13 protein-coding genes are annotated in these 19819 nt (G+C 63.4%); 8 read left to right on the forward strand and 5 right to left on the reverse strand.

Features of this window, described 5'->3' with window-relative positions; all coding sequences use genetic code 11:
• Positions 1-13: 13 nt before the first annotated feature.
• The 4 genes from KA184_03525 to recA all read right to left on the reverse strand — a co-directional run bounded on the left by KA184_03525 (position 14) and on the right by recA (position 5580).
• A complete protein-coding gene (locus tag KA184_03525; GenBank protein ID MBP8128625.1) occupies positions 14-874 on the reverse strand; it encodes an SPOR domain-containing protein in 861 nt (286 codons plus the stop codon).
• Complete coding sequence (locus KA184_03530; protein ID MBP8128626.1) at positions 855-1346, reverse strand: hypothetical protein; 492 nt, start codon at positions 1344-1346, stop codon at positions 855-857. Before KA184_03530 ends, KA184_03525 begins: the two co-directional genes overlap by 20 nt.
• A 99-nt stretch (positions 1347-1445) precedes the next feature.
• On the reverse strand, positions 1446-4442 hold the full coding sequence (locus tag KA184_03535; GenBank protein MBP8128627.1) for a hypothetical protein: 2997 nt from the start codon (positions 4440-4442) through the stop codon (positions 1446-1448).
• Between the two features lie 67 nt (positions 4443-4509).
• The gene (gene recA / locus KA184_03540; protein ID MBP8128628.1) at positions 4510-5580 is read right to left on the reverse strand and encodes a recombinase RecA; all 1071 of its coding nucleotides are present in this window, start codon (positions 5578-5580) and stop codon (positions 4510-4512) included.
• A gap of 543 nt (positions 5581-6123) precedes the next feature.
• Between recA and KA184_03545 the strand changes: the two genes are divergently transcribed.
• The 8 genes from KA184_03545 (at position 6124) to KA184_03580 (ending at position 18462) form a co-directional block, all read left to right on the forward strand.
• Entirely contained in the window at positions 6124-6909 is a 786-nt protein-coding gene (locus KA184_03545) for a DUF1460 domain-containing protein (GenBank protein ID MBP8128629.1), read from the forward strand.
• A 344-nt stretch (positions 6910-7253) separates the two neighbouring features.
• Positions 7254-9929 carry a HEAT repeat domain-containing protein gene (locus tag KA184_03550; protein ID MBP8128630.1) on the forward strand — a complete coding sequence of 892 codons (2676 nt, stop codon included), beginning with the start codon at positions 7254-7256 and terminating at the stop codon, positions 9927-9929.
• Between the two features lie 101 nt (positions 9930-10030).
• Entirely contained in the window at positions 10031-11413 is a 1383-nt protein-coding gene (locus KA184_03555; GenBank protein MBP8128631.1) for a Gfo/Idh/MocA family oxidoreductase, read from the forward strand.
• Positions 11414-11454: 41 nt separating this feature from the next.
• Positions 11455-12429 (forward strand): DUF362 domain-containing protein, encoded by a 975-nt coding sequence (locus KA184_03560; GenBank protein MBP8128632.1) that lies wholly within the window; start codon positions 11455-11457, stop codon positions 12427-12429.
• The gene (locus KA184_03565; protein MBP8128633.1) at positions 12426-13052 is read left to right on the forward strand and encodes a hypothetical protein; all 627 of its coding nucleotides are present in this window, start codon (positions 12426-12428) and stop codon (positions 13050-13052) included. The genes KA184_03560 and KA184_03565 overlap by 4 nt, the downstream gene beginning before the upstream one ends.
• Positions 13053-13164: 112 nt before the next feature.
• Positions 13165-14250 carry a hypothetical protein gene (locus tag KA184_03570; protein ID MBP8128634.1) on the forward strand — a complete coding sequence of 362 codons (1086 nt, stop codon included), beginning with the start codon at positions 13165-13167 and terminating at the stop codon, positions 14248-14250.
• 228 nt (positions 14251-14478) lie between these two features.
• On the forward strand, positions 14479-16617 hold the full coding sequence (locus KA184_03575; GenBank protein MBP8128635.1) for a glycoside hydrolase family 32 protein: 2139 nt from the start codon (positions 14479-14481) through the stop codon (positions 16615-16617).
• 264 nt (positions 16618-16881) lie between these two features.
• Positions 16882-18462, forward strand: a complete 1581-nt coding sequence (locus KA184_03580) for a hypothetical protein (GenBank protein MBP8128636.1) — start codon at positions 16882-16884, stop codon at positions 18460-18462.
• A 28-nt stretch (positions 18463-18490) separates the two neighbouring features.
• Here the strand turns inward: KA184_03580 and KA184_03585 are convergent.
• A partial coding sequence (locus KA184_03585) for a sigma-54-dependent Fis family transcriptional regulator (protein MBP8128637.1) occupies positions 18491-19819 on the reverse strand: 1329 nt, incomplete at its 5' end.

The following is a 19819-nucleotide window of genomic DNA, read 5'->3' on the forward strand; positions in this document are numbered from 1 at the left end:
CGTTCCTGTGCCATTACGGCAGTTGTTTCACGAAGCAATCCTTGAACTCCTTCTGCAAGCGGAGCTTGTCGCGCGCCGCAATCGCCGCGGCGCGGTCGGCAAACCCGACGACGACCACCGCGTAACTCCGGCCGCTATTGTATTCGAGGACCACCGATTCCCACCCCAATTCCTTCAACTTGCGTTGACAGGCGTCCGCGCCTTCTCTGCGCCGGTCTCCCACGAGCGAGACCACCTGCACGCCGAAGCTGCCCGGGGCGGGTTTCGGCGGTGTCTGAGCGGAAGCCGCCGACGCGTTTTCGGCGACGGGCGGTGGTGGGGGCGGCGGTGTCTCACTCGGGGGGGGCGCCGGGGCCGAAGGGGCCGCCGTTTGCTCCGGCGGCGGCTCGACGGGGGTCAAGAGGGGCGGTGTTCCCGCGGGAGGCTCGGGCGGCGCGCTTGTGGCTGCCGCAACGGGCTCGGCGGAGGCGCGGGGAGACTGTTCTTCCAGGGGTCTGGCGGTTTCAGGCGCCGCCTCCGGCGCAATCGGCGCAGCGTCCTCGGCAACCGCCGGCAACGGCGGCAAATCCACGGAAGGTATATCCGGGGGACGGGTATCCGAATCCTGGACGGGTTCCGGGGGCAGCATAACGGGTTCCGGCACGCGCGGCGAAGTCTGTGTGCCTTGCGCACCCGCCACGACAGTCCCCTCCGCGGACGGCGTTGCATCACCGATGGACCGGTCGTATTTGCCCACCAGCACGCCCAGCAGGAAGAAGACCAGCAGCACAAACAAAGACACGCACACATAGATGACGAGCTGGCCGGGCGTGAAGTGTGCCGTCAGCTTGTCGTCGTCAGACTCATAACGCGGACTATTCCGTTGGGGTATCATGACCATTGTCGTTGCCGGTTTCCGGGTGTTCGAGTTGTTCCAGACGTTCCATGAGGCGGCGGCGGCCGGCCTCCATTTCGGGATAGCTGAACCGGGGGTCGCGCACCTCGATCAGGCGGTTGCCTATGCGGTCCGCAAAAAGATACAAACGCGCTTCCCCCTCGTCTTCGTCGGCTTCCTTCACCAGCCGGAAGACCTTCTGGCGCCGCAACAACTGCGCCGCCAAGAACGCTTTGGCCTGGTCTATGCGGTCTTCCTGCTCGGCGGCCTCATAGAACAGACGCCGCAAGGGAGAGAATACCTCCGGCGGTTCCTGCTCCGCAACCTTCGGGTCGTAAAAATGCAGCGACCACTGCGAATAGGCCCCGGCCGCTTTCTCTTCCGTCCAACAGGCCGCGCAATAGTCCTCGCGATTCAGGCTCCCATCCGTAACACGCACGAGCGAGCGCAATTCCTCGTCGTGAATGAACACGCGCTGACATCCAAAACAAGCTCGGCTGGTCTTGCTAATCTTGACTTCCATCGGATTCCCGTAATGTCCTGGAATGAATATCGCAAGCGGCGCCTCGGTTCACCGGCCCGCGCCGACAATCGCGCCTCCAATCTTAAAGAGATCTATCAGGATTTGTCTAGGGGTATCGAGGACGCGGAAGGCTTCCGTTCCGAGTTCCGCCGCGCCGCTGACCACGGTGACCCCGACGGAGGGCAGCCCCACGACCTGGCTGCTGGGATTGAACGTGGGGCCCGTGATGCGGAACGTGAGCGCAAGGTCGTTTTGCGAGAGTTGGTGCCCTTCGACATTGAAGTAGTCGCTGAATACCGGCATGCGGCTTGCCACTTCAGGCGCGATCACGACGTTGATCAAATATTCCATGTCCGCACCCAGCACGAGGCCTCCTTCGCCCGTGATTGTGATGCCCTCGGAGTCCAGCCGCATGTTATTCGTCGAGACGTGGTCGCCCTTGAGTTGGAGATCGAAATCGAGTTCCGAAAAATGCAGCGAGGGCGGGAGGGAGGTCATGTTGCCCTGGAGGAATTCCTGGAACTGCGCGAACAGAAAGTCCGCGCTGAACCGGCCCTCGCGGAAATGAAATTCGCCGTTCCCGGCGAGCGTGCCCGGGTCGTCGCGGTCCATCTCGTAAGTGATGCCGCCGGTGACCCGCCCGTCCAGGATGCGGGGCAAATGCACGTGGTCAATGAGCACGGAAGCCGGGATATCGCGCCACTGGGCGGTGAGGCGGCCAATATTCTCCGCCTTCTCGAACGTGTAGGCGCCCTCGACGGCGCCTTCGCCCACCTGCGCGCTGAAGGAAGTGAGTTGCACGCGGTCGTCATCAAAGGCGCCCGCGGCCTTGAACTGTCTGCCGTCCCACGGCGGCGCGACGAGGTGGTCCACGGCCGCATTGAAGGTCCAGGACCGCGGTTTGTCCGGGTACTTGGCGAGCAAGACGGGGTCGGTGCGAAGCGGGAGCATCCAGGTTTCCCCGAATGGCGGTATATGGCCTTCTCCGACCGTTATGTGCAACTGCGAGGTGCGGTTATCCGGCCGCGAATTGTCCAGGGTCACGTGGACGAACGCGTCCCCGGCCTGGATCGTTTTCTCGCTGCCGTCGGGCAGCAGCGCGATCCGGTCGAACTGCCCGCCGACCTCGATGATGGCGCCGTCGGGAATGTCGTTCACGCGGTTCCACGTAAAGAAACCTGCCGTGCCCAGGCCGCCGCTGAAGGTGTACGGGACGCGAATGCAGGGTCCGACTTCCGTGACGTCGATGTGATCTGATTTGGCCCGCACTTCCATGAGGCGGTACCGGCCGTTCCGGTAGCCCATTTCAATCGTCGCGTTACCGGTCGAGGTGCCCAGCGCGAAACTGCCGGAGATGCGCGCCCGCTTGCGCGGCACGACATCGACATTCACGCCTTGCAGGGTCGCGCCGACGCCCGGTCTCTTGTAGAACCACCAGTCATGCTCGATAGCCGCCTGGGTGGCATCGACGGCGAGGTCGAGCACGTAGTGGTCGGGTTCAAAAGAACCCGTGCAGCGGGCCGTGGCGGACCCGGCAATCTCCGTCTCCTTGATGCCCTTGCCGAGCGGCGTGTTCTCGATGTCTGACAGCGTGCCCTGCGCCTCGAAACTGCCGCGCTTCTCCGCAATCACGTAGCGGACTCGCCCAAAAAAGGGGTTCCCGGTCAATTCCAGGTTGATAGGGTCAACCGTCAGGATGCCGTCGCCGATCTGGAGCTGACCGGCGATGTGCTGGGCGCGGACCCCGGCTTTCTCGTGGAACACCTCGCCGTTGATGATACTGGCGCTGCCTCCCGCCAGCCCGGCCTGCGAAGACCACGCCAGCGTTGCGCCGCCGAGCGACAACGTGGCGGTCGGAAGCGTCTCGCGGTCCGGCTGGAAGGTAAACGTGCCCGCGCCCAGTTGGACCTCGGCGGTGATGGCGGCGTCGGGGAGCGTGCCTGCGACGTGGACGCGAACCGCGCCGGGCTGTTCGATGTCGAAGGCCAGTTCGCCCACGTTCTCCAAGCGAAACGGCAGCGTATCCGCCAGCGCTTCGGTCAGGGGCACGTCATCCACGGCCAGAGAGATATCGACCTCCGGCCGTGCTTGGGCAAAGGAGACGCGCCCGTCCACGCGTCCCGTGAGGTCCCATGCATTCAGCAGGGCCGATTCGAGCGTCAGTTCTTTGCGTTGTGTGTCGTAGTTCGCCATCAGCGCCATCGAGCCCGACATGGCGGGCAGGAACGCGGGCTGCTTATGGAGCGCCACCTGGTCAAAGAGCACCTGAACGTGCAGCATCATCACCCGGTTGGGGTAGCCGTCCGCGCGCAAATTGGCGCTGGCGGTGCCGGAACGTAGGAGGTCCGGGACGGACGGCGACAACGCCCGCGCGGCTGCCTGCGTAATCGCGCCGCATTCGGCGCGCACACTGAAGTCTTCCGGGCTGGCATAGCGGGCGTCAATGCGGAACGCGGGCGCGGGCCCCGCAAGCGGGGAGCGGAGCGCGCCCCGGACCTTCGCGGCTATGTCCGTCGCGTTGCTCAATCGCGAGATATCAAAGGAAACATCGTCAAGGACGATGTCGGACACGTTCCCGAGCCCGTGCAGTTCAAGGCGGCAGCGCTCACCGACAACCCGGAACGCGGCGCCGGCCGCGGCGGAGAGGTCGCGTCTTGCCGGGGCGGCTTGCCCGTCGGCGGGGGGCGAGGATGGGCTCAAGGTCAGATGCGCCCCGTCAACTTCGATGCGCTGCATGCTGACCGTGCCGGACAGCAGGTCGGTAAGGTTGATGACCACGCGGCACGAAGGTATGCGCAGGCGCGCATCCCACCCGCCCGGCGCGGCCGCCCAGGTTTCCACATCCTCGAAGAGGAGCGCGCTCAGACCGTCGACGGATACGGAACGGGCATTGAAACGCGCGCCGAACCGGGATGCGATACGCTCTTCCAGCACCGCCCGCACGCCGTCCAACTGGTGTTTGGCCGCGAGAATCCCGGCGGTCAGCGCCCCGGCCAGGAGCAACAAGGCCAACAGCGCAATGCGCTTCCACGGCGCGTGCAACACCGCCCCCCGCCCGCGCGAGGAACCTTCCGCGCGCGTGACGGGCGAGGCGGGCCCGTTCGGCTCTGGGCTATTCGGAGTCAGTGTTTCCCTCGTCGGCGCCCGCGCCGGTGTCCGCGCTTCCCCCGCTCCAGTGGGCGCACCGCGCCTTCATCACTTGCGCGCGCAGTTCGCCCGTGATGTCCGGGTGCTCTTTCAGGTAGGCGCGCGTGTTTTCGCGGCCCTGGCCCAGGTTCTCATCCTTGTAGGAGAACCACGTGCCGCTCTTCCTCAAGAACTTTTCGGCGACGGCGAGGTCGAGCACGTCGCCCTCCAGGGAGATGCCCTCATTGAAGAGAATGTCGAACTCCGCCTCGCGGAAGGGGGCGCTGAGCTTGTTCTTGACCACCTTCACCTTTACGCGATTGCCCACGTTCTCTTCTTTTTCCTTGATCGAGCCGATACGGCGGATGTCGAGGCGCATGCTCGCGTAGAACTTCAGCGCGCGTCCGCCCGTGGTGGTTTCCGGGCTGCCGAACATGACGCCGATCTTCTCGCGAATCTGGTTGATGAAAATCACGAGCGTCTTGGAACGGCTGATCACCGAAGTCAGCTTGCGCAAGGCTTGCGACATCAGCCGCGCCTGCAACCCCACGTGCTGATCGCCCATCTCGCCCTCGACCTCCGCCTTGGGCACCAGCGCCGCCACCGAGTCGATGACAATCACGTCCACCGCATTGCTGCGCACGAGGCTCTCGCATATTTCCAGCGCCTGTTCCGCCGTGTCCGGCTGCGAAACGAGCAGGTCGTCGATACGCACGCCGATCTTCGCGGCAAACGCCGGGTCCAGCGCGTGTTCCGCGTCGATGTAGCACGCGATGCCCCCTTCCCGCTGCGCATTGGCGACCACATGCAACGCCAGCGTCGTCTTGCCCGACGCCTCCGGGCCAAACACTTCGACTACGCGCCCGCGAGGCAGGCCGCCCACGCCGGTGGCGATATCGAGCGAAAGGCTCCCCGTAGGTATGGACCGAACCCCCTGCGCGAAGCTGTCGTCCCCCAGGCGCACCAGCGTGCCCCGGCCAAACTGCTTCTCCAACTGCGCAACGGCGATATCCAGCGCTTTCGCCTTCGCCTTGGCCTCATCCGGCGTTACCGACATGGTCTTTTCTCCTCCCCGTTTCCGCCCCTCCCGCCGGTCATTGCCGCGCGGGGGCGCACCCGGTCAGGGTGTTGTTTCTCGTCTCACGGCCACGCAAAAACTACTGAACAAAAATTCACCATATCGATATCTTGCCACATGCGCCGCCCCGTGTCAACTCCGCCAAGATGGACCGGCGCATCCGTGTTTGCAGCGGCCCCCGACCGTTGAGGCGTAGCCGAAAGGGCCGGGGCGATGCGGTGTGCGCCGCTGGCCACGTCCGCAAAGCAGGCGGGCTTGGCCGAGGCAAGAGGAAGGGCGAGGGCATGCAGGACGAATGGAAGTACGCACATTGCGACTGGCCGCCACACAGCGGGAATCAAGCGCCAGTATTGACGGTCGTGTTCTCCTGGATTCATATTCTAAGTGCAACGGTGAGGGAGGAGCCTTTTCCGTCGGAGCCGTCCGTCGCTCACAAGTGAGCGGCGACGGACGAGCGCCGGAGTTGTCCATGCGGTATAGTAGCGGCCCGTGCGCATGCGGGAAATCCCGGAGAACACAAGGATGACAAGCAGTATTTTGATTCTTTTGGTGGCGAGCGCGCCGCTTTTCGAGAGCAATGAAGCGGAAGTGGACGCCTTTCTTCTCGGGTTGCGGGGGCTGAGCTTTGAGGCGCGTCTTGTGGAGACGGCGCGGGCGTTTGTGGGCGCGCCGTACAAGGACGGTCCCTTGGGGGAGGGGCCGGAGGGCAAATACGACAAGGACCCGCTGATCGACCTCACGTGCGCGGACTGCGTGACGTTTGTCGAGCAGACGATTGCGCTGGCGGCGTCGGAGACGTATCAGGAGGCGTTCACGTTGTTGCAGCACATCCGCTACAAGGACGGGCGCATCGATTTTGAGACGCGCAACCATTTCATGGCGGTTGACTGGGTCGCGAACAACGCCTGGTGCCACGACGTGACCGATACCTTGGGCGTGTCCTTGGCGCAGGTGACGCGCACGATCAGCAAGCGCGGCTTTTTCGAACGGGTGCATGCGCCCGAGTTGGGCCGCGACACGCCGGACGCGGACATGACCCTCGCGTACGTCCCCCTGGACCAGGTGGAACGGGCGGCGGCGCGCGTGCCCAGCCCGTGCCTGTTCCTGCTTATCGGCAAGGCCGATTGGCTGTTTGCGGTCCATTGCGGGTTGTTCGTGCGCGACGGGGAGGGGAAGGCGCATTTCTACCACGCGAGTTCGAAGGCGGGCGCGGTCATTGACGACGACCTGGTTTCTTATCTGCGTGATTCGACGCGGCACCTGGGTTTTGCCGCGTACCGGGTCGATGCGCCGGGCGCACCGAACTGAGTGTGACGTCTTCTCTTTCCCGATATCAGGCTCAGGCGGATGGGCATACGCGCCCGTGGGGCTGTGCGCCCGGTGCTTGCGTTTCCATGACCCCGGCGTGGGACCTGGCCCGGCAGTTGACCGAATTTCCACGAAAAACGGCGGAATCTTGAACGCGGGGCCAAATGAAGAGTAAAACGGGCGTGTCTGTGGAATAGCCCCGTTACTTGGGGACGCGTTTGAGATCGGATTCAGCGGTGCGCTTGCCCCGCGCAACGGGCAAGCCGGCGGAAAGTCGGCTGACTGCGAAAGGATTGCTGGTGAATGCGCGTGTGCTTGCAGCGGTGGTACTTGCAGGTTCTTTCATGCTTTGGGGACGCCCGTGCCCGGGCCAGCAGGCAGAGATAGAGGGTATTGAGCGGCTGTTGCGCGAATTCCGGCAGTGCTGGGTGCAGAAAGACCTCAACAGCATCACGACGTTAGTCTCCGATGAGTACGCGGATTCCGGGGGCGCTACGAAGGCCGGCGTTCGGCAGGGCCTCGAACTGTTCCTCGCCGTGGGCTTCGGGCTGTCGGTCGATCGCGCGGAAATTGACGTCGGGGTAACCCCGGCGGTCATTCGCGGCGTCGAGATGCTCGAGTTGTCCGGCACGCCGGGGTGGGCACTGACGTTCGGTGTGCGCGAAGAAAAGGGCGTCTGGCGGGTTGTCAGCCTGGAGATGGAAAATATCCTTCCGCCTGCGGCGCCCGAGCAGGCCATGACTCTGGAGGAGGCATTCCGGCTTCTCACGGTCTACGATTTTGGCAAGGACAACCGGTGCACCGGCGTCATCGCTGAGGCCGTGCGCCAGGCACCGGGCGATGAACCGCTCCGGCAGATGTTGCAGGCGCACTTGCTTGACGTGCTGTCTGCGGATACGCCCCGCGGCGCGAAGGATTTTGCCTGCCGGCAACTGGCCCTTATCGCGGATGAATCTTGCGTGGCCCCGCTCGCGCGCTTCGTCACGGAAGAACCGCTGTCGACCGTGGCGCTGATGGCTCTCGAAGGAATGCCCTACGCGTCCGTGGACGCAGCCTTGCTCGACGCGCTGCGGCACTGCGCGGGGCAAATGCGCCTGAGCATCATCGATGCGCTGGGCGGCCGGGCAAGCGCGGCGGCCGTTCCCGCGCTTTCGTTGCTTATCGGGGAAGGCGACGCGCAAACGGCCGCGGCGTGCATCATCGCCTTGGGCAAGATAGGGACTCCTGAGGCCTTGGCGGCGGTGGCGGCGGTGGCGGAGTCGCCCGGTGCGGCGCCGTCCGAAGTCGTGGATGCCTGCTGGCAAGTGCAACTCGAGCAGGCGGACCGACTCGGGGCGGCAAACGGCCGCGCGGAAGCGCTTGCGTTGTACGATCGCCTGCTTGCGGGCGCGCCGGATCCGGTTCGCGCGGGCGCATTCGCGGGCAAGGCCGCCCTGCTGGGCGAAGAGGCATTGCCCTGGCTGATCACCGCGCTTCGCGGCGAAGACGCGCCCCTAGCCGCGGCGGCGGCGCAGAATGCAAGGCGACTCTCGGGGCCTGAGGCTACCGCGGCTCTGGTGGAAGTTCTACAGGGAGTGTCCACGGAGTTGCAGGTGGCGATCATCGGCGCGCTGGGCGACCGGGGCGACCAGGCGGCGGGCGATGCGATACTACCCTTCCTCCAGCACCCGGAAGGAAATGTGCGGCGCGCCGCCGCGGAGGCGTTGTCGAAGATAGGCGGACCGTCCTGCATCGCTGCGCTGGCCACTCTGGCCGCTTCCGCGCCGAGCAATGAAGAGACCGATATGGCGCGCGATGCGCTGGTCCTGCTGAATGGCGCGGGCGTCGCGGAAGCGTTGCGCGCCCATTTGTTTGACCAGCCTGCTGAAATCGTGAGGGAACTGATTCAGGCCATCGAGAACAGGGGCGACTCACACGCGACGGCCGACCTGCTGCGGTTCGCGCAATTGGAGGACAAGGAGCGGGAAGCGCGCGCCGCCGCGTTGCGCGCAGTGGGACGGCTTGCCCCGCCCGCGGAACTCGAGACGTTGCTGGCCTTGATCGAAGGCCCGTTCACCGTGGACCTCCGGATTGACCTGGAGCAGAGCGTCCTCGCCCTGATATCGCGCGCGGCCGATCCGGATGCGGCGCGAACCGCCCTGATGCAGGCCGTGTCCGGCGCGTCACAAGTGGAAGCGCGCGGGTCCCTGTATCGGGTCATGGGCCAGGTTGGCGAGGAAGCTTTCCTGGAACCGTTGCGCGCGGGGATTCAAGACTCGGATCCCCTGGTGCGGGACGCCGCGATCCGCGCGCTGGTCGAATGGCCTCGCGCGTCCGCGCTGGACACGCTCTCGGGAATCATGGAGAGCGCCGAAGACAAGGTGCATCGCGTGCTGGCCGCGCGCGGCGTGGTCCGGCTGCTGGGAACCGCGGAAGACATCCCGGACGATGCCAAAATCGCGTACTGCCGTTCCGCGTTGGCTCTGGCCGAAACGGATGACCAGCGGCGAATGCTGCTCGGTGCGTTGGCGCAGATGCGGCTCCCGCAGGCGCTGGAACTGGCGGCGCCGTATACGGAACTGCCCGGACTGCGGGTCGACGCCTCGTTCGCGGCCCACCGGAACGTGCTGGGTGGCGCGCGTGCGCGCGCCTCGGCCAATACGGATATGGCCGGCTTCGCTATTGACGGCGATAGAGCCACCTGCTGGACCTCCGCGCGCCCGCAGGAGGCCGGCATGCATTTCGTCGTCGACCTGGGCGCGCAATACGAAATCACTACGCTGGTGCTGGACGCCGCCGCGAGCCCGAACGAGTATCCGCGTGCGTTCCAGATTGGCGTGTCGTTGGGAGAAGAAGACCCGCAAACGGTCGCATCGGGCGAGGCGGTGAATGATGTGGTGCGCCTGACCTTTCCCCCGTCCAAAGCGCGCGTGCTGTGGATTATCTTGTCCGCGCCGGATACGGCGCCGTGGTCCATTAACGAAATAGGATTTCTGGATACGGAAAGCGGAAAGTTGGGCATACGATGGGTAGCACCGTGACCACGTGCGTGCCCACACCGGCTTCCCCGCGAGTCCGTCTGCGCGATGCCGGTCTTTGACACCCTTTCACGGCAGTTTTATAATCGCAACCGGGGCTGAAGATGAGTCTGAATCGAGATAATGACGCCGTATCCGGCGTGAACAAGAGGCGCGCCGCTGGCGTGACGCGCAGGCGGTTTCTGCACCGTTGCGGCGCTGCCGCCGCTGCCGTGGGGTTCCCGTCCATTATCCCGGCGTCGGCGCTTGGACTGGACGGTTACACTGCTCCCAGCAACCGGGTTGCGCTCGGTTTTGTCGGCCTTGGCCGCGAGGGCAAACTCAAGAACCTGAAATGTCTCATGGCGGAACCGGACGTGGCGGTCGTGGCGCTCTGTGAAGTGCTCGGGAAACGGCTGAAAGGGGCGCACTTGGCGATGCAGACGTATGCGCGCGACCCGGCCGTGAGCAATTTCGACGGCTGCTTTCTCACGGGTGATTGGCGCGAGGTGGTGTCGCGGCCCGACGTAGACGCGGTCGTCGTTGCAACGCCGGACCACTGGCACGCCCTGGTGGCCGTCGGCGCGATGGAGGCGGGCAAGGACGTACTGTGCGAGAAGCCCATCTCGTTGACGATTCGGCAGGGCCGTGTCATGTGCGAGACCAAGCGCCGTTACGGGAGTGTCTTCCAGACGGGCTCCGAATTCCGCGCAATGCGCACGTTGCGCCTTGCCGCGGAACTGGCGCGAAATGGCAGGATCGGAAAGCTGCACACCATTCGTGTCGATATCCGGAACTTCGCTGGGAATAGCCCCGCCTGGAACCCCGCCGCGCCGCCCGCGGACTTTGACTACGATATGTGGCTGGGTCCTGCCCCCGATGCGCCCTACACGCCGTTGCGCTACACCAATTTCCGCTTTATCTCCGATTATGGCGGCGGCAACCTGACGGAAATGGGCCCGCATGTTTTGTCCATAGCGCAATGGGCAAACGGAACGGAATTGACGGGCCCTGTCCGCATCGACGGCCTCGGTGTGTTCCCCACGCAGGGACTCTACGACACGCCGTCGCGATTCGAGGTAACCTACGAATACGCGAACGGCACGGTGCTCATTTGCAGGACGGGAGAAGAGGAGCTGGAGAAGTACGCTAACGGAAAGATCCGCTTTGAAGGCAGTGACGGATGGATTGAAGCCACGGGTTTCTCGATCGAAGCCAGTTCGCCCGCCATTGCGTCGTCGGTCATAGAACCGGGCGAGACGCACATGCGTGTGTGCCGCCAGGGCGAACTTCGCGATTTCTTGAACTGCATCAAGACGCGGTGCAGTCCTTTCGCGCCTGTCGAAGAGGAGCACCGCACGGCTAGCGTGTGTCACCTAGGCAATATTTCCATGCGGCTGGGCCGCAAACTGGAATGGGACCCGGTCGGGGAACGGTTTGTAGCTGATGGTAACGCGAACCGGCTGCTGTGGCGTGCCATGCGCGCGCCGTGGCATCTCAATTCCTAGACTGCCGTACCGGGTACAATAAGACTATGGAAGGCCGGAAGATGATGTGCCGACCGAAGGACAAAGGCGACATGACACGGCGCCGGTTTCTGCAACAGGCCGCGGCGGGCGGCGCTGTGGCGCTTGGCTGGGACCTGGTCTCGCAGGCGCAGTCCCCTGATTCCCCTGAGCCGACTATGTGCATTGCGCGATGGCAGGGCGCGCTCGATCCCGCGCCCGAGGCCGGCGCAATCACGTCTATGGCGGAACGTCTCACCGAGCAGGCAATCGCGGAATTAGGCGGTATGTCGCGCTTCGTGAAGCGCGGCGACGTGGTCTGGATCAAGCCCAATATGGGTTCCTTGCTCGGGCCGGAGTTCGCGGTGAATACGAATCCGGATGTGGTCGCGACGCTGGCGCGGCTGTGCCTGGATGCCGGGGCGAAACAGGTGAAGGTGGGCGACCATGCCGCGTATGGAGCGGTGCGCACGTATCCCATCAGCGGAATCGAGGCGGCCGCCAAGGCCGTCGGCGCGGAGGTGGTCTATCTGAAGGACGAAAACTTCAAGGAGATGGCGCTGAATGGCGAACGGCTCAAGGTGTGGCCCTTGTACCCGGAGATCATCGAAGCCGACTTGGTCATCAATGTACCCATAGTGAAACAACACGGACTGGCCAGAGTCACCGCGTGCATGAAGAACTACATGGGCGTTGCCGGCAACCCCAGGTATCAGTGGCATCAGGACCTGCCGCGCTGCCTCTCGGACTTGACCTTCTTCATGAAGCCGCGCTTGTCGGTTGTAGACGCTGTGCGCGTCTTGATGCGAAACGGGCCCAGTGGCGGGGAACTCTCCGATGTCAGCCTGAAGGGGATCGTGGCCGCGGGGACGAATACGGTCGGACTCGAGGCATTCAGCGCCGAGCTCATTGGGCTCGACCCCAAAGAAGGGCGGACCATGGCCTTGGCCGAGGCAAAAGGCCTGGGGCGGGTCGATTACCGGTCGTTGCCCATGAAGGAAGTCGAGGTCAGCGGATGACGCGGGGGACAACCACAGAATTCCTGTGCGCCGTGGGGGGCGGCCTCATGTTGTTGCTTGCGCTGGATGCGTGTGACGCCAAGACGCAAGAGCCGCGGAAAGACGGAATGGAGTGCGCCACGGCGGCAGAAACAATGGTAGTTGCCGACGGTTCAGAGGAGACTCTTGCGCCCGTCACGGCGCCAACAGCGGGTGACGCGGCTGCATCGAATGAAGCGCCCGCGCCGCCCGCTGGCGCGGCTGAAACCGTCGAGACTTTTGTCAAGGCCTGGGAGACGCGGGAGATCGGGCTGTTGGCCGGTACGCTGTCCGAGCGCTGTCAGAGTCCCGATGTGTCGAGCCGCCTTGAATTGCTGGCCATGCTCTGGAGTTTTTTGAAGGATGGGGTACACCTTTCAATGGACCCCGGAAGCATGCTGGCAAAACAAGGTTACCCCGCGTCCTGCACGGGGACGCTCAAGAGCACCGGCGGCCAAGTGGGGATTGACCTTACGCTCATCCTGCTCGAAGAAGCGGCGGGTTGGCGCATTGTAGACGTGAGTTTCAAGTCCTCAGCGGAGGACCTGCCCGACGTGATCGACCCGAACGGGGCCTTTGTGCCCGTGCAGGGGTCGCAATTCTGAGCAGGCAGAACCATGAATTGCGCGTGGCAGTGACAGCCTCATTCTTTCAAGGGCGAGGCGCTTCTGGTTCTCAGGAGATGGCAAGCCGCCGCAAGCGGAACGGATGGTGAGCATGGATACCCCGGCAGAAACAAGTCAACGTAAACCCTGGTCCCGGAGAAAGCGGATTCTTCTGGGTTGCGCGGTCTTCCTGCCCTGCGTTCCGCTGTTCGCCTTGGTGGTCGTGCTGTTGCTGGCCAGCGCGGAATTGCGCCAGAAGATAGACTCGATGCAGGTACGCGACGAGGTGGTCTTCAATGACCCTGAAGCAGTCGGCAACGGCGGCGCCGTGCAACAGAAGATCAGGTCCTCCGGCCATTACGGCGGAGAGGCAATTTACGACGTAGTCTACACATTGGACGGGTTGGGGCGCCGGGTCACGCCGGTTCAAGGGTCCGAGCAGCGCACGCGCTTCATGGCGTTCTTCGGCTGCTCCTTCGTATATGGTCATGGCGTCAATGACAATGAGACGCTGCCCTACTATGTGGGGGAGTTGTGCTCCCAATACAGACCCTACAACTACGGGCTGCGCGGCCAAAGCCCGCAGCGCATCATGGAATATATTCAACAGGGTCGACTGGGCGAAGAGATTACGGAGCGGGAGGGCATTGCGGTGTACGCTTACATTCCACATCACCTGGACCGCGTGATAGGCGCTATGCCGTGTTTTAACGCATGGATTGCCGAACATCCCTATTACTTTCTCGATGAAGCGGGTCGGCTCGTGCACGGCGGTACGTTTAGAACAGGGCGTCCGTGGAGATCCCGGCTGTACGACGCGTTATGGGACTGGCCCGTCTTGAATTGGTTTAGTTTTACGCTGCCAACCAAGCGCACACGCGAAGACATTGACCTGCTTACGGCGATCATATGCGCATCCAAGATGTCCTTCGAACAGCAATTCCCGGGCTGTCCTTTTGTCTTCCTGTATTTCTACCGCAATCTGGCTGATCCCGCCATAAAATGGGATGACTATCTGCGAGAAAGCGTGGAAAGCAAGGGAGTCCAGTTTATAGATGCTACCGCCTGGCAGACAGAGGAGATATTATCGAAGTATTTGCTTCCCGATTATCACCCAAAGCCGGTGATGCACAAGCGTGTCGCGCAGGAACTCGTACACGGCCTGGGTCTCTGTTCCGCTGCCGGACCTTCTCATTGAAATGGCAGGGCCGGATGATAACGTTCAAGATGTCGACGGAATCAGCGAACTGGTGCGTCGATATCGTGAGTACCTGAGATGACTTGGAAGCGGCGCGCGGCAGGAGTCTCCGGGCGCGGCAAGCCCGTGAATTCCATCTTCAGCCGCGCCACACCGCCGGGGAAGAGGAGACAGGCCGGGCCCGGCTCGCGACGCGCGAGTTCGTATTTTAGATATGAGGAGTATTGCATGAAGGTGAATCATGATATCGTTTATGTATTGTTTTGTGTGTCCCTCGCCTGTGCGGGCCTTGCCGCGCGCGCGGAGATGGAGCCGGATATCATTCTTGCCGACTTCGAGAGCCGTCATTACGACGGCTGGCAAGCGAAGGGCGAGGCCTTCGGCGACGGCCCCGCGCTGGGCACGCTCCCGAACCAGATGGATGTGAGCGGATACCTGGGACGCCGGCTGGTAAACAGCTTCTGCGGGGGTGACGGCACGACGGGCACGCTCACGTCGGCGCCATTCGTGATTCAGCGGAGGCAAGTCTGCTTCCTCATCGGCGGCGGCATGCACCCCGGCGAGACGTGCATCAACCTGCTCGTGGACGGTCAGCCCGTGCGCTCCGCCACGGGACCGAACGACCGCCCGGGCGGGAGTGAACGGCTCGCGTGGCAGTGCTGGGATGTTTCTGAATTCGCGGGCAAGGAAGCCGTGATCGAGATTGTGGACCGGCACACGGGCGGCTGGGGGCACATCAACATCGACCAGATTATCCAATGCAACGAGGCGCCCGTGCGGGAAGGGAGGCTTGTCATGAAGGCGGAGAGGCAGTTTCTGAACCTTCCGGTAAAGAACGGCGCGCCTATGCGGCGGATGCGCGTGCTCGCCGCGAACGGCGCTGTACGGGAATTCGACATCGAACTGGCTGAGGGCGCACCCGACTTTTGGACCTTCCTCGGCCTGACGCCGTTCCTCGGGCAGGAGGTCGTGGTCTCTCTGGACGCCATGGAGCGCGATTCACGAATCCTCGACGCGATTGCGCAGGGCGACACGGTCCGCGGCGCGGAAGACCTGTATAGCGAGGCGTTGCGTCCGCAGTTTCATTTCTCGTCGCGGCGCGGCTGGAACAACGACCCGAACGGGCTTGTGTTCCACCAAGGCGAGTATCATCTCTATTACCAGCACAATCCGTACGGCTGGAAATGGGGCAACATGCATTGGGGGCATGCGGTGAGCCCTGACCTGGTGCACTGGACCGAACTTCCCATCGCGATCTATCCCGCGCAATACGGCGACTGGGCGTTTTCGGGCAGCGCGGTCGTGGATGTGAACAACACGGCCGGATTCAAGGCCGGCGGCGAGGACGTCATTGTCGCCGCCTTTACAAGCACGGGCCGGGGCGAATGCATCGCGTACAGCAACGACCGGGGCCGCACGTTCACGGACTATCCGGGCAACCCCGTGGTCCAGCATGCGGGGCGAGACCCGAAAGTAATCTGGCACCAGCCCACGGCGCAATGGGTCATGGCCGTATACGACGAGGAAGAGGGCAAGAAACGGGGTATCCGCTTCTATACGTCGAAAGACCTGAAGCAATGGACATACCAGAGCCGGGTCGAGGAGTATTTCGAATGCCCGGAGATCTTTGAAATCGCCCTTGACGGAGAACCCGCAAACACGCGCTGGATTGTGTACGCGGCGAACGGGGCGTATTCGATCGGCACGTTCGACGGGCGCGTCTTCACGCCGGAATCCGGCCCGCATCCATTCAATTTCGGCAACTGCTTTTATGCATCACAGACCTACAACGGCATTCCCGCGGAAGACGGGCGGCGCATTCAGGTCGGCTGGGGCACCGTCAATATCCCCGACATGCCCTTTAACCAGATGATGACATTCCCCTGCGAACTGAGCCTGCGTTCGACGCCGGAAGGACTCCGGCTCTTCGCCCGGCCTGTGCGCGAGGTCGCACTGCTGCACGGCGTGAAGCATGAGTGGGCGGACAAACCGATTCCGGAGGGCAGCGAAGCGCTGAAGGGCGTCGCGGGCGACTTGTTTCATGTCCTTGCGGAAATCGAACTGGGGGACGCGCGTGAGGCCGGTTTTGTCGTGCGCGGCGTGCCCGTGCGTTACGATGTCGAGAAAGCAGAATTGGCCTGCGCCGGCAAATCCGCCCCATTGCAGCCGGAAGACGGGCGCGTCCGGCTCGAACTGCTCGTCGATCGCGTATCCATCGAGGTTTATGGCAATGAGGGACGCGTCTACATGCCCATGGGCGTCATTCCGGGCGCGGACGCGCACGGCCTCGAAATGTACGCGCGCGGCGGTGGCGCGAAGGCCGTCTCGTTGGAGGTGTACGAGATGCAACCCGCTTGGCGGCGGTAGAATCCGTCGCCCGGCGCCGGGCGCAGAGGCGCGGCAGGCGTGAGCAGTGTCCCTCTGTTCCTGCAGGAGCAGAGGCGCACTTCCCGCCAAGCCGCGCGCCGGACCGCGGGACCACCATTTACAATCGCGGAAATGGTCTGATAGAGTCTGGCCGTTTTGTGCGTCAGGGGTGGTGGAAGACGCAGGGGCCGGGGCAACGTCGTGCTCCGCGGAACGAGTCGGGAACGCCGCCGGATAACCGGTCACGGTTTGTGGGAGGCAGTTATGCAGACCCTGCAGGGTGGACGACATGGTGGGCTGGTGTTTGTGCTTGGCGGCGGCGTGTTGCTGCTGGCCCTGACCCCGGGCTGCTGGCTGTGCAATGATGAGCCGGAGACCTATCCGAACCGCGTGGAGGTTCACAACCAGTCCACGCACACCATTGCGCGCGTATACGTGAGCCCGTCCAGCAGCGCCTACTGGGGAAACAACCAGATCAATTCAACCATACCGCCGGGCGGCGTGCATGCCATCAGCAGCGTTCCGAATGACAGGTATGACCTGCTCGCGGAAGACACCACGGGGCAATGGTATTGGGAAACGTATGGCGTAGACCTCTACGACGGGTCTACGCTGACGTGGAACCTGCTGGGCGGCAGCGACGCACCGGCCGGGACCGGGGCCGCTTGGACGTTCATGGTGTACCTCTGCGGCGATAACAACCTGGAAGACGCAGGAATCTTGGACTTCCTCGAGCTGGCCTCCGTTGGGTCGACCTCGCAAGTAAACATTGTCGTCATGATGGACCGGTGTCCGGGCTACGACACGAGCTATGATAATTGGACCGACACGCGCCGCGGGCGTGTGGACCGGGGCGACGTGCCCAGTGCTTCCTGGGGCGAAGGGATGGGCGAGATTAACATGGGGTTGCCGGAGTCGCTCTCCAGCTTTGTTGTCTGGTCCGCGCAGACGTTTCCCGCGAACCATTACGCGCTGGTCCTCTGGGACCACGGCAGTGGCTGGGACAAGCGCCTGGCCCCGGGCGCGAAGGCCGTATGCTTCGATGACAGTTCCGGCAACAACGCGCTGCACATGGAGGAGTTGGAAGCCGCGCTCCAAACCGCGGTCGCGGCGCTGGGTCGGCCCATCGATTTGATAGGCTTCGACGCATGCCTTATGGGCATGGCGGAGGTGGCCTACCAGATTCGCAACTACGGCGAAGTCATGATTGGTTCGGAAGAACTCGAACCGGCCTACGGCTGGCCTTATCACCTCGTGCTCGAGACATTGACCGCCGAGCCGTCCATTTCCGCTCGGAATATCGGGAAATGCATCGTCAACTCTTACTATTCCTCTTACGACTACACGGAGATTCTGTCGGCGATTGACTTGACGCTCATGGACGGCGTGGCCGGCGCGGTGCGCACCTTTGGCAGGGCGCTCCGCAGCGACTGGAACCGCAACACGAGCGTCTGCGTGTCCGCGGCGAACGGCGTAATCAACGCCGTGGACGCGGCGGTGATTCATGAGCGCCACGGAAGTCAATGGCAGTATGCCCACGGCATGGCCGTCTACTTCCCCTACGTGTTCAATAGATATGATCCCGGCTATGACAACCCGGCGTACATCCGTTTCCCCACGGATACCGAATGGAACCTGTTCCTTCGCGAGTATTACGGCGGCATGAGCACCTCCTGGGTCGGCGGCGTGAGCGATGAAGTACAGAGTTTTGGCCCCGACGGCGATCACGTGGACCTCTACGACCTTGCAGACCTTGTGCGCGTGCGCGCGCCGGGCAAGAGAGAACCCGCGCCCGAACCCGCGACCGCAAACCATGTGCGGGATTCCAGAGCGCACCGGCCATAACGGGCGCCAGGCGCGTCAACGGGCCCAGTCAGGTCCCGGCCTTGCCCCCTTCGGCGGGGATGCCGTACTCGCGCATTTTGCGCCACAGCGTCGACCGGGAAATGCCCAGCCTGCGCGCCGCGACGGTCTGGTTGCCTTCGCAGAGACGCAGTGCGCGGCGAATGTGACGCTCTTCCATCGTCGTCAGCGGCACAATACCTTCATCGGGTTCATGGACCAGCGCCAGACGCTTGCGGGGGCCGTGCCGGACAGCGTCGGGCAGGTCGCGTGCCCGGACCAGGTCCGTATCGGCCAAAATGACGGCGTGTGCAATGATGCTTTCGAGTTCCCGCACGTTGCCCGGATAGTCGTATTGCCGCAGCAGCGCGGCTGCTTCATCGTCCAGACCCCGGACGGTTCTGCCGAATTTCGCGTTGAAATGTGCGATGAAGTGGCCCGTGAGCACGCCGAGCGCGTCCATGCGTTCGCGGAGGGGGGGAATGCGTATGGCGACCACGTTCAGGCGGAAATACAGGTCTTCCCGAAACTGGTTCGCGCGCACCGTCTCGGCAAGGTCCTTGTTGGTGGCGGCAATAACGCGTACGTCCACGCGCCTGCTGTGACTCGAACCTACGGGCCGGATCTCGCCGTTTTGCAGCACGCGAAGCAGCTTGGCCTGGGTGACCAGCGACATGTCGCCGATCTCATCCAGGAAAACAGTCCCGCCCTCGGCTTCCTCGAAGAGGCCGCGCTTGTTGTTGTCCGCCCCCGTAAAAGCGCCCTTGACGTGGCCGAACATCTCGCTTTCGAGCAGCGCCTCCGGCAATGCCGCGCAATTGATGGCGATGAACGGCATGTCGTGGCGGCGGCTCAAGCGATGGATCGAGTTCGCGAACACTTCCTTTCCCGTGCCGCTTTCGCCGAGCAGCAGGATCGTACTGTCCGTTGGCGCTACCTTCGTAATCAGCTCGACTACCCGCTGCATCGCGGGCGTACTGCCCACGAATTCCTCGAACAGCGTCTGCTCGTACTGGTCCATCCGGTTGCGCTGTTGCAGCATGCGCGCGGCCTTTTCGACTACCAGCGCCACATCAGAAGGTGGACTGCTCTTGGGCAGGTAGAAAAACGCCCCGTGGCGTATCCCCTCCAGCGCCTGTTCGAACTGGTTCAACGCAAAAAGGAGGATGAGCTGGCATTCCTGATTACGCTGCCGGAGGAAGGAGACCAAATTCATGTCGGCCTGTTCCGCCAGCGCGAGGTCCAGCACGACGATGTCGAATGTGTGCCTGCCCGCGAGCCGGAGCACCCCCTTGGCGTCATGGCAACGCTCAATATCGGAAACCGCCCCCTCCAGGAAATTCACCAGTGTGGTGGCATA

The sequence above is a fragment of the Candidatus Hydrogenedentota bacterium genome (genome assembly GCA_018005585.1).
Taxonomy (GTDB): domain Bacteria; phylum Hydrogenedentota; class Hydrogenedentia; order Hydrogenedentales; family JAGMZX01; genus JAGMZX01.

Excerpts from the sequence above, each read along its gene's own strand:
- KA184_03525 (MBP8128625.1), bottom strand. The coding sequence starts at position 874 with ATGATACCCCAACGGAATAGTCCGCGTTATGAGTCTGACGACGACAAG.
- recA (MBP8128628.1), bottom strand. The coding sequence starts at position 5,580 with ATGTCGGTAACGCCGGATGAGGCCAAGGCGAAGGCGAAAGCGCTGGAT.
- KA184_03545 (MBP8128629.1), top strand. The coding sequence starts at position 6,124 with ATGACAAGCAGTATTTTGATTCTTTTGGTGGCGAGCGCGCCGCTTTTC.
- KA184_03550 (MBP8128630.1), top strand. The coding sequence starts at position 7,254 with ATGCTTTGGGGACGCCCGTGCCCGGGCCAGCAGGCAGAGATAGAGGGT.
- KA184_03555 (MBP8128631.1), top strand. The coding sequence starts at position 10,031 with ATGAGTCTGAATCGAGATAATGACGCCGTATCCGGCGTGAACAAGAGG.
- KA184_03560 (MBP8128632.1), top strand. The coding sequence starts at position 11,455 with ATGATGTGCCGACCGAAGGACAAAGGCGACATGACACGGCGCCGGTTT.
- KA184_03565 (MBP8128633.1), top strand. The coding sequence starts at position 12,426 with ATGACGCGGGGGACAACCACAGAATTCCTGTGCGCCGTGGGGGGCGGC.
- KA184_03570 (MBP8128634.1), top strand. The coding sequence starts at position 13,165 with ATGGATACCCCGGCAGAAACAAGTCAACGTAAACCCTGGTCCCGGAGA.
- KA184_03575 (MBP8128635.1), top strand. The coding sequence starts at position 14,479 with ATGAAGGTGAATCATGATATCGTTTATGTATTGTTTTGTGTGTCCCTC.
- KA184_03580 (MBP8128636.1), top strand. The coding sequence starts at position 16,882 with ATGCAGACCCTGCAGGGTGGACGACATGGTGGGCTGGTGTTTGTGCTT.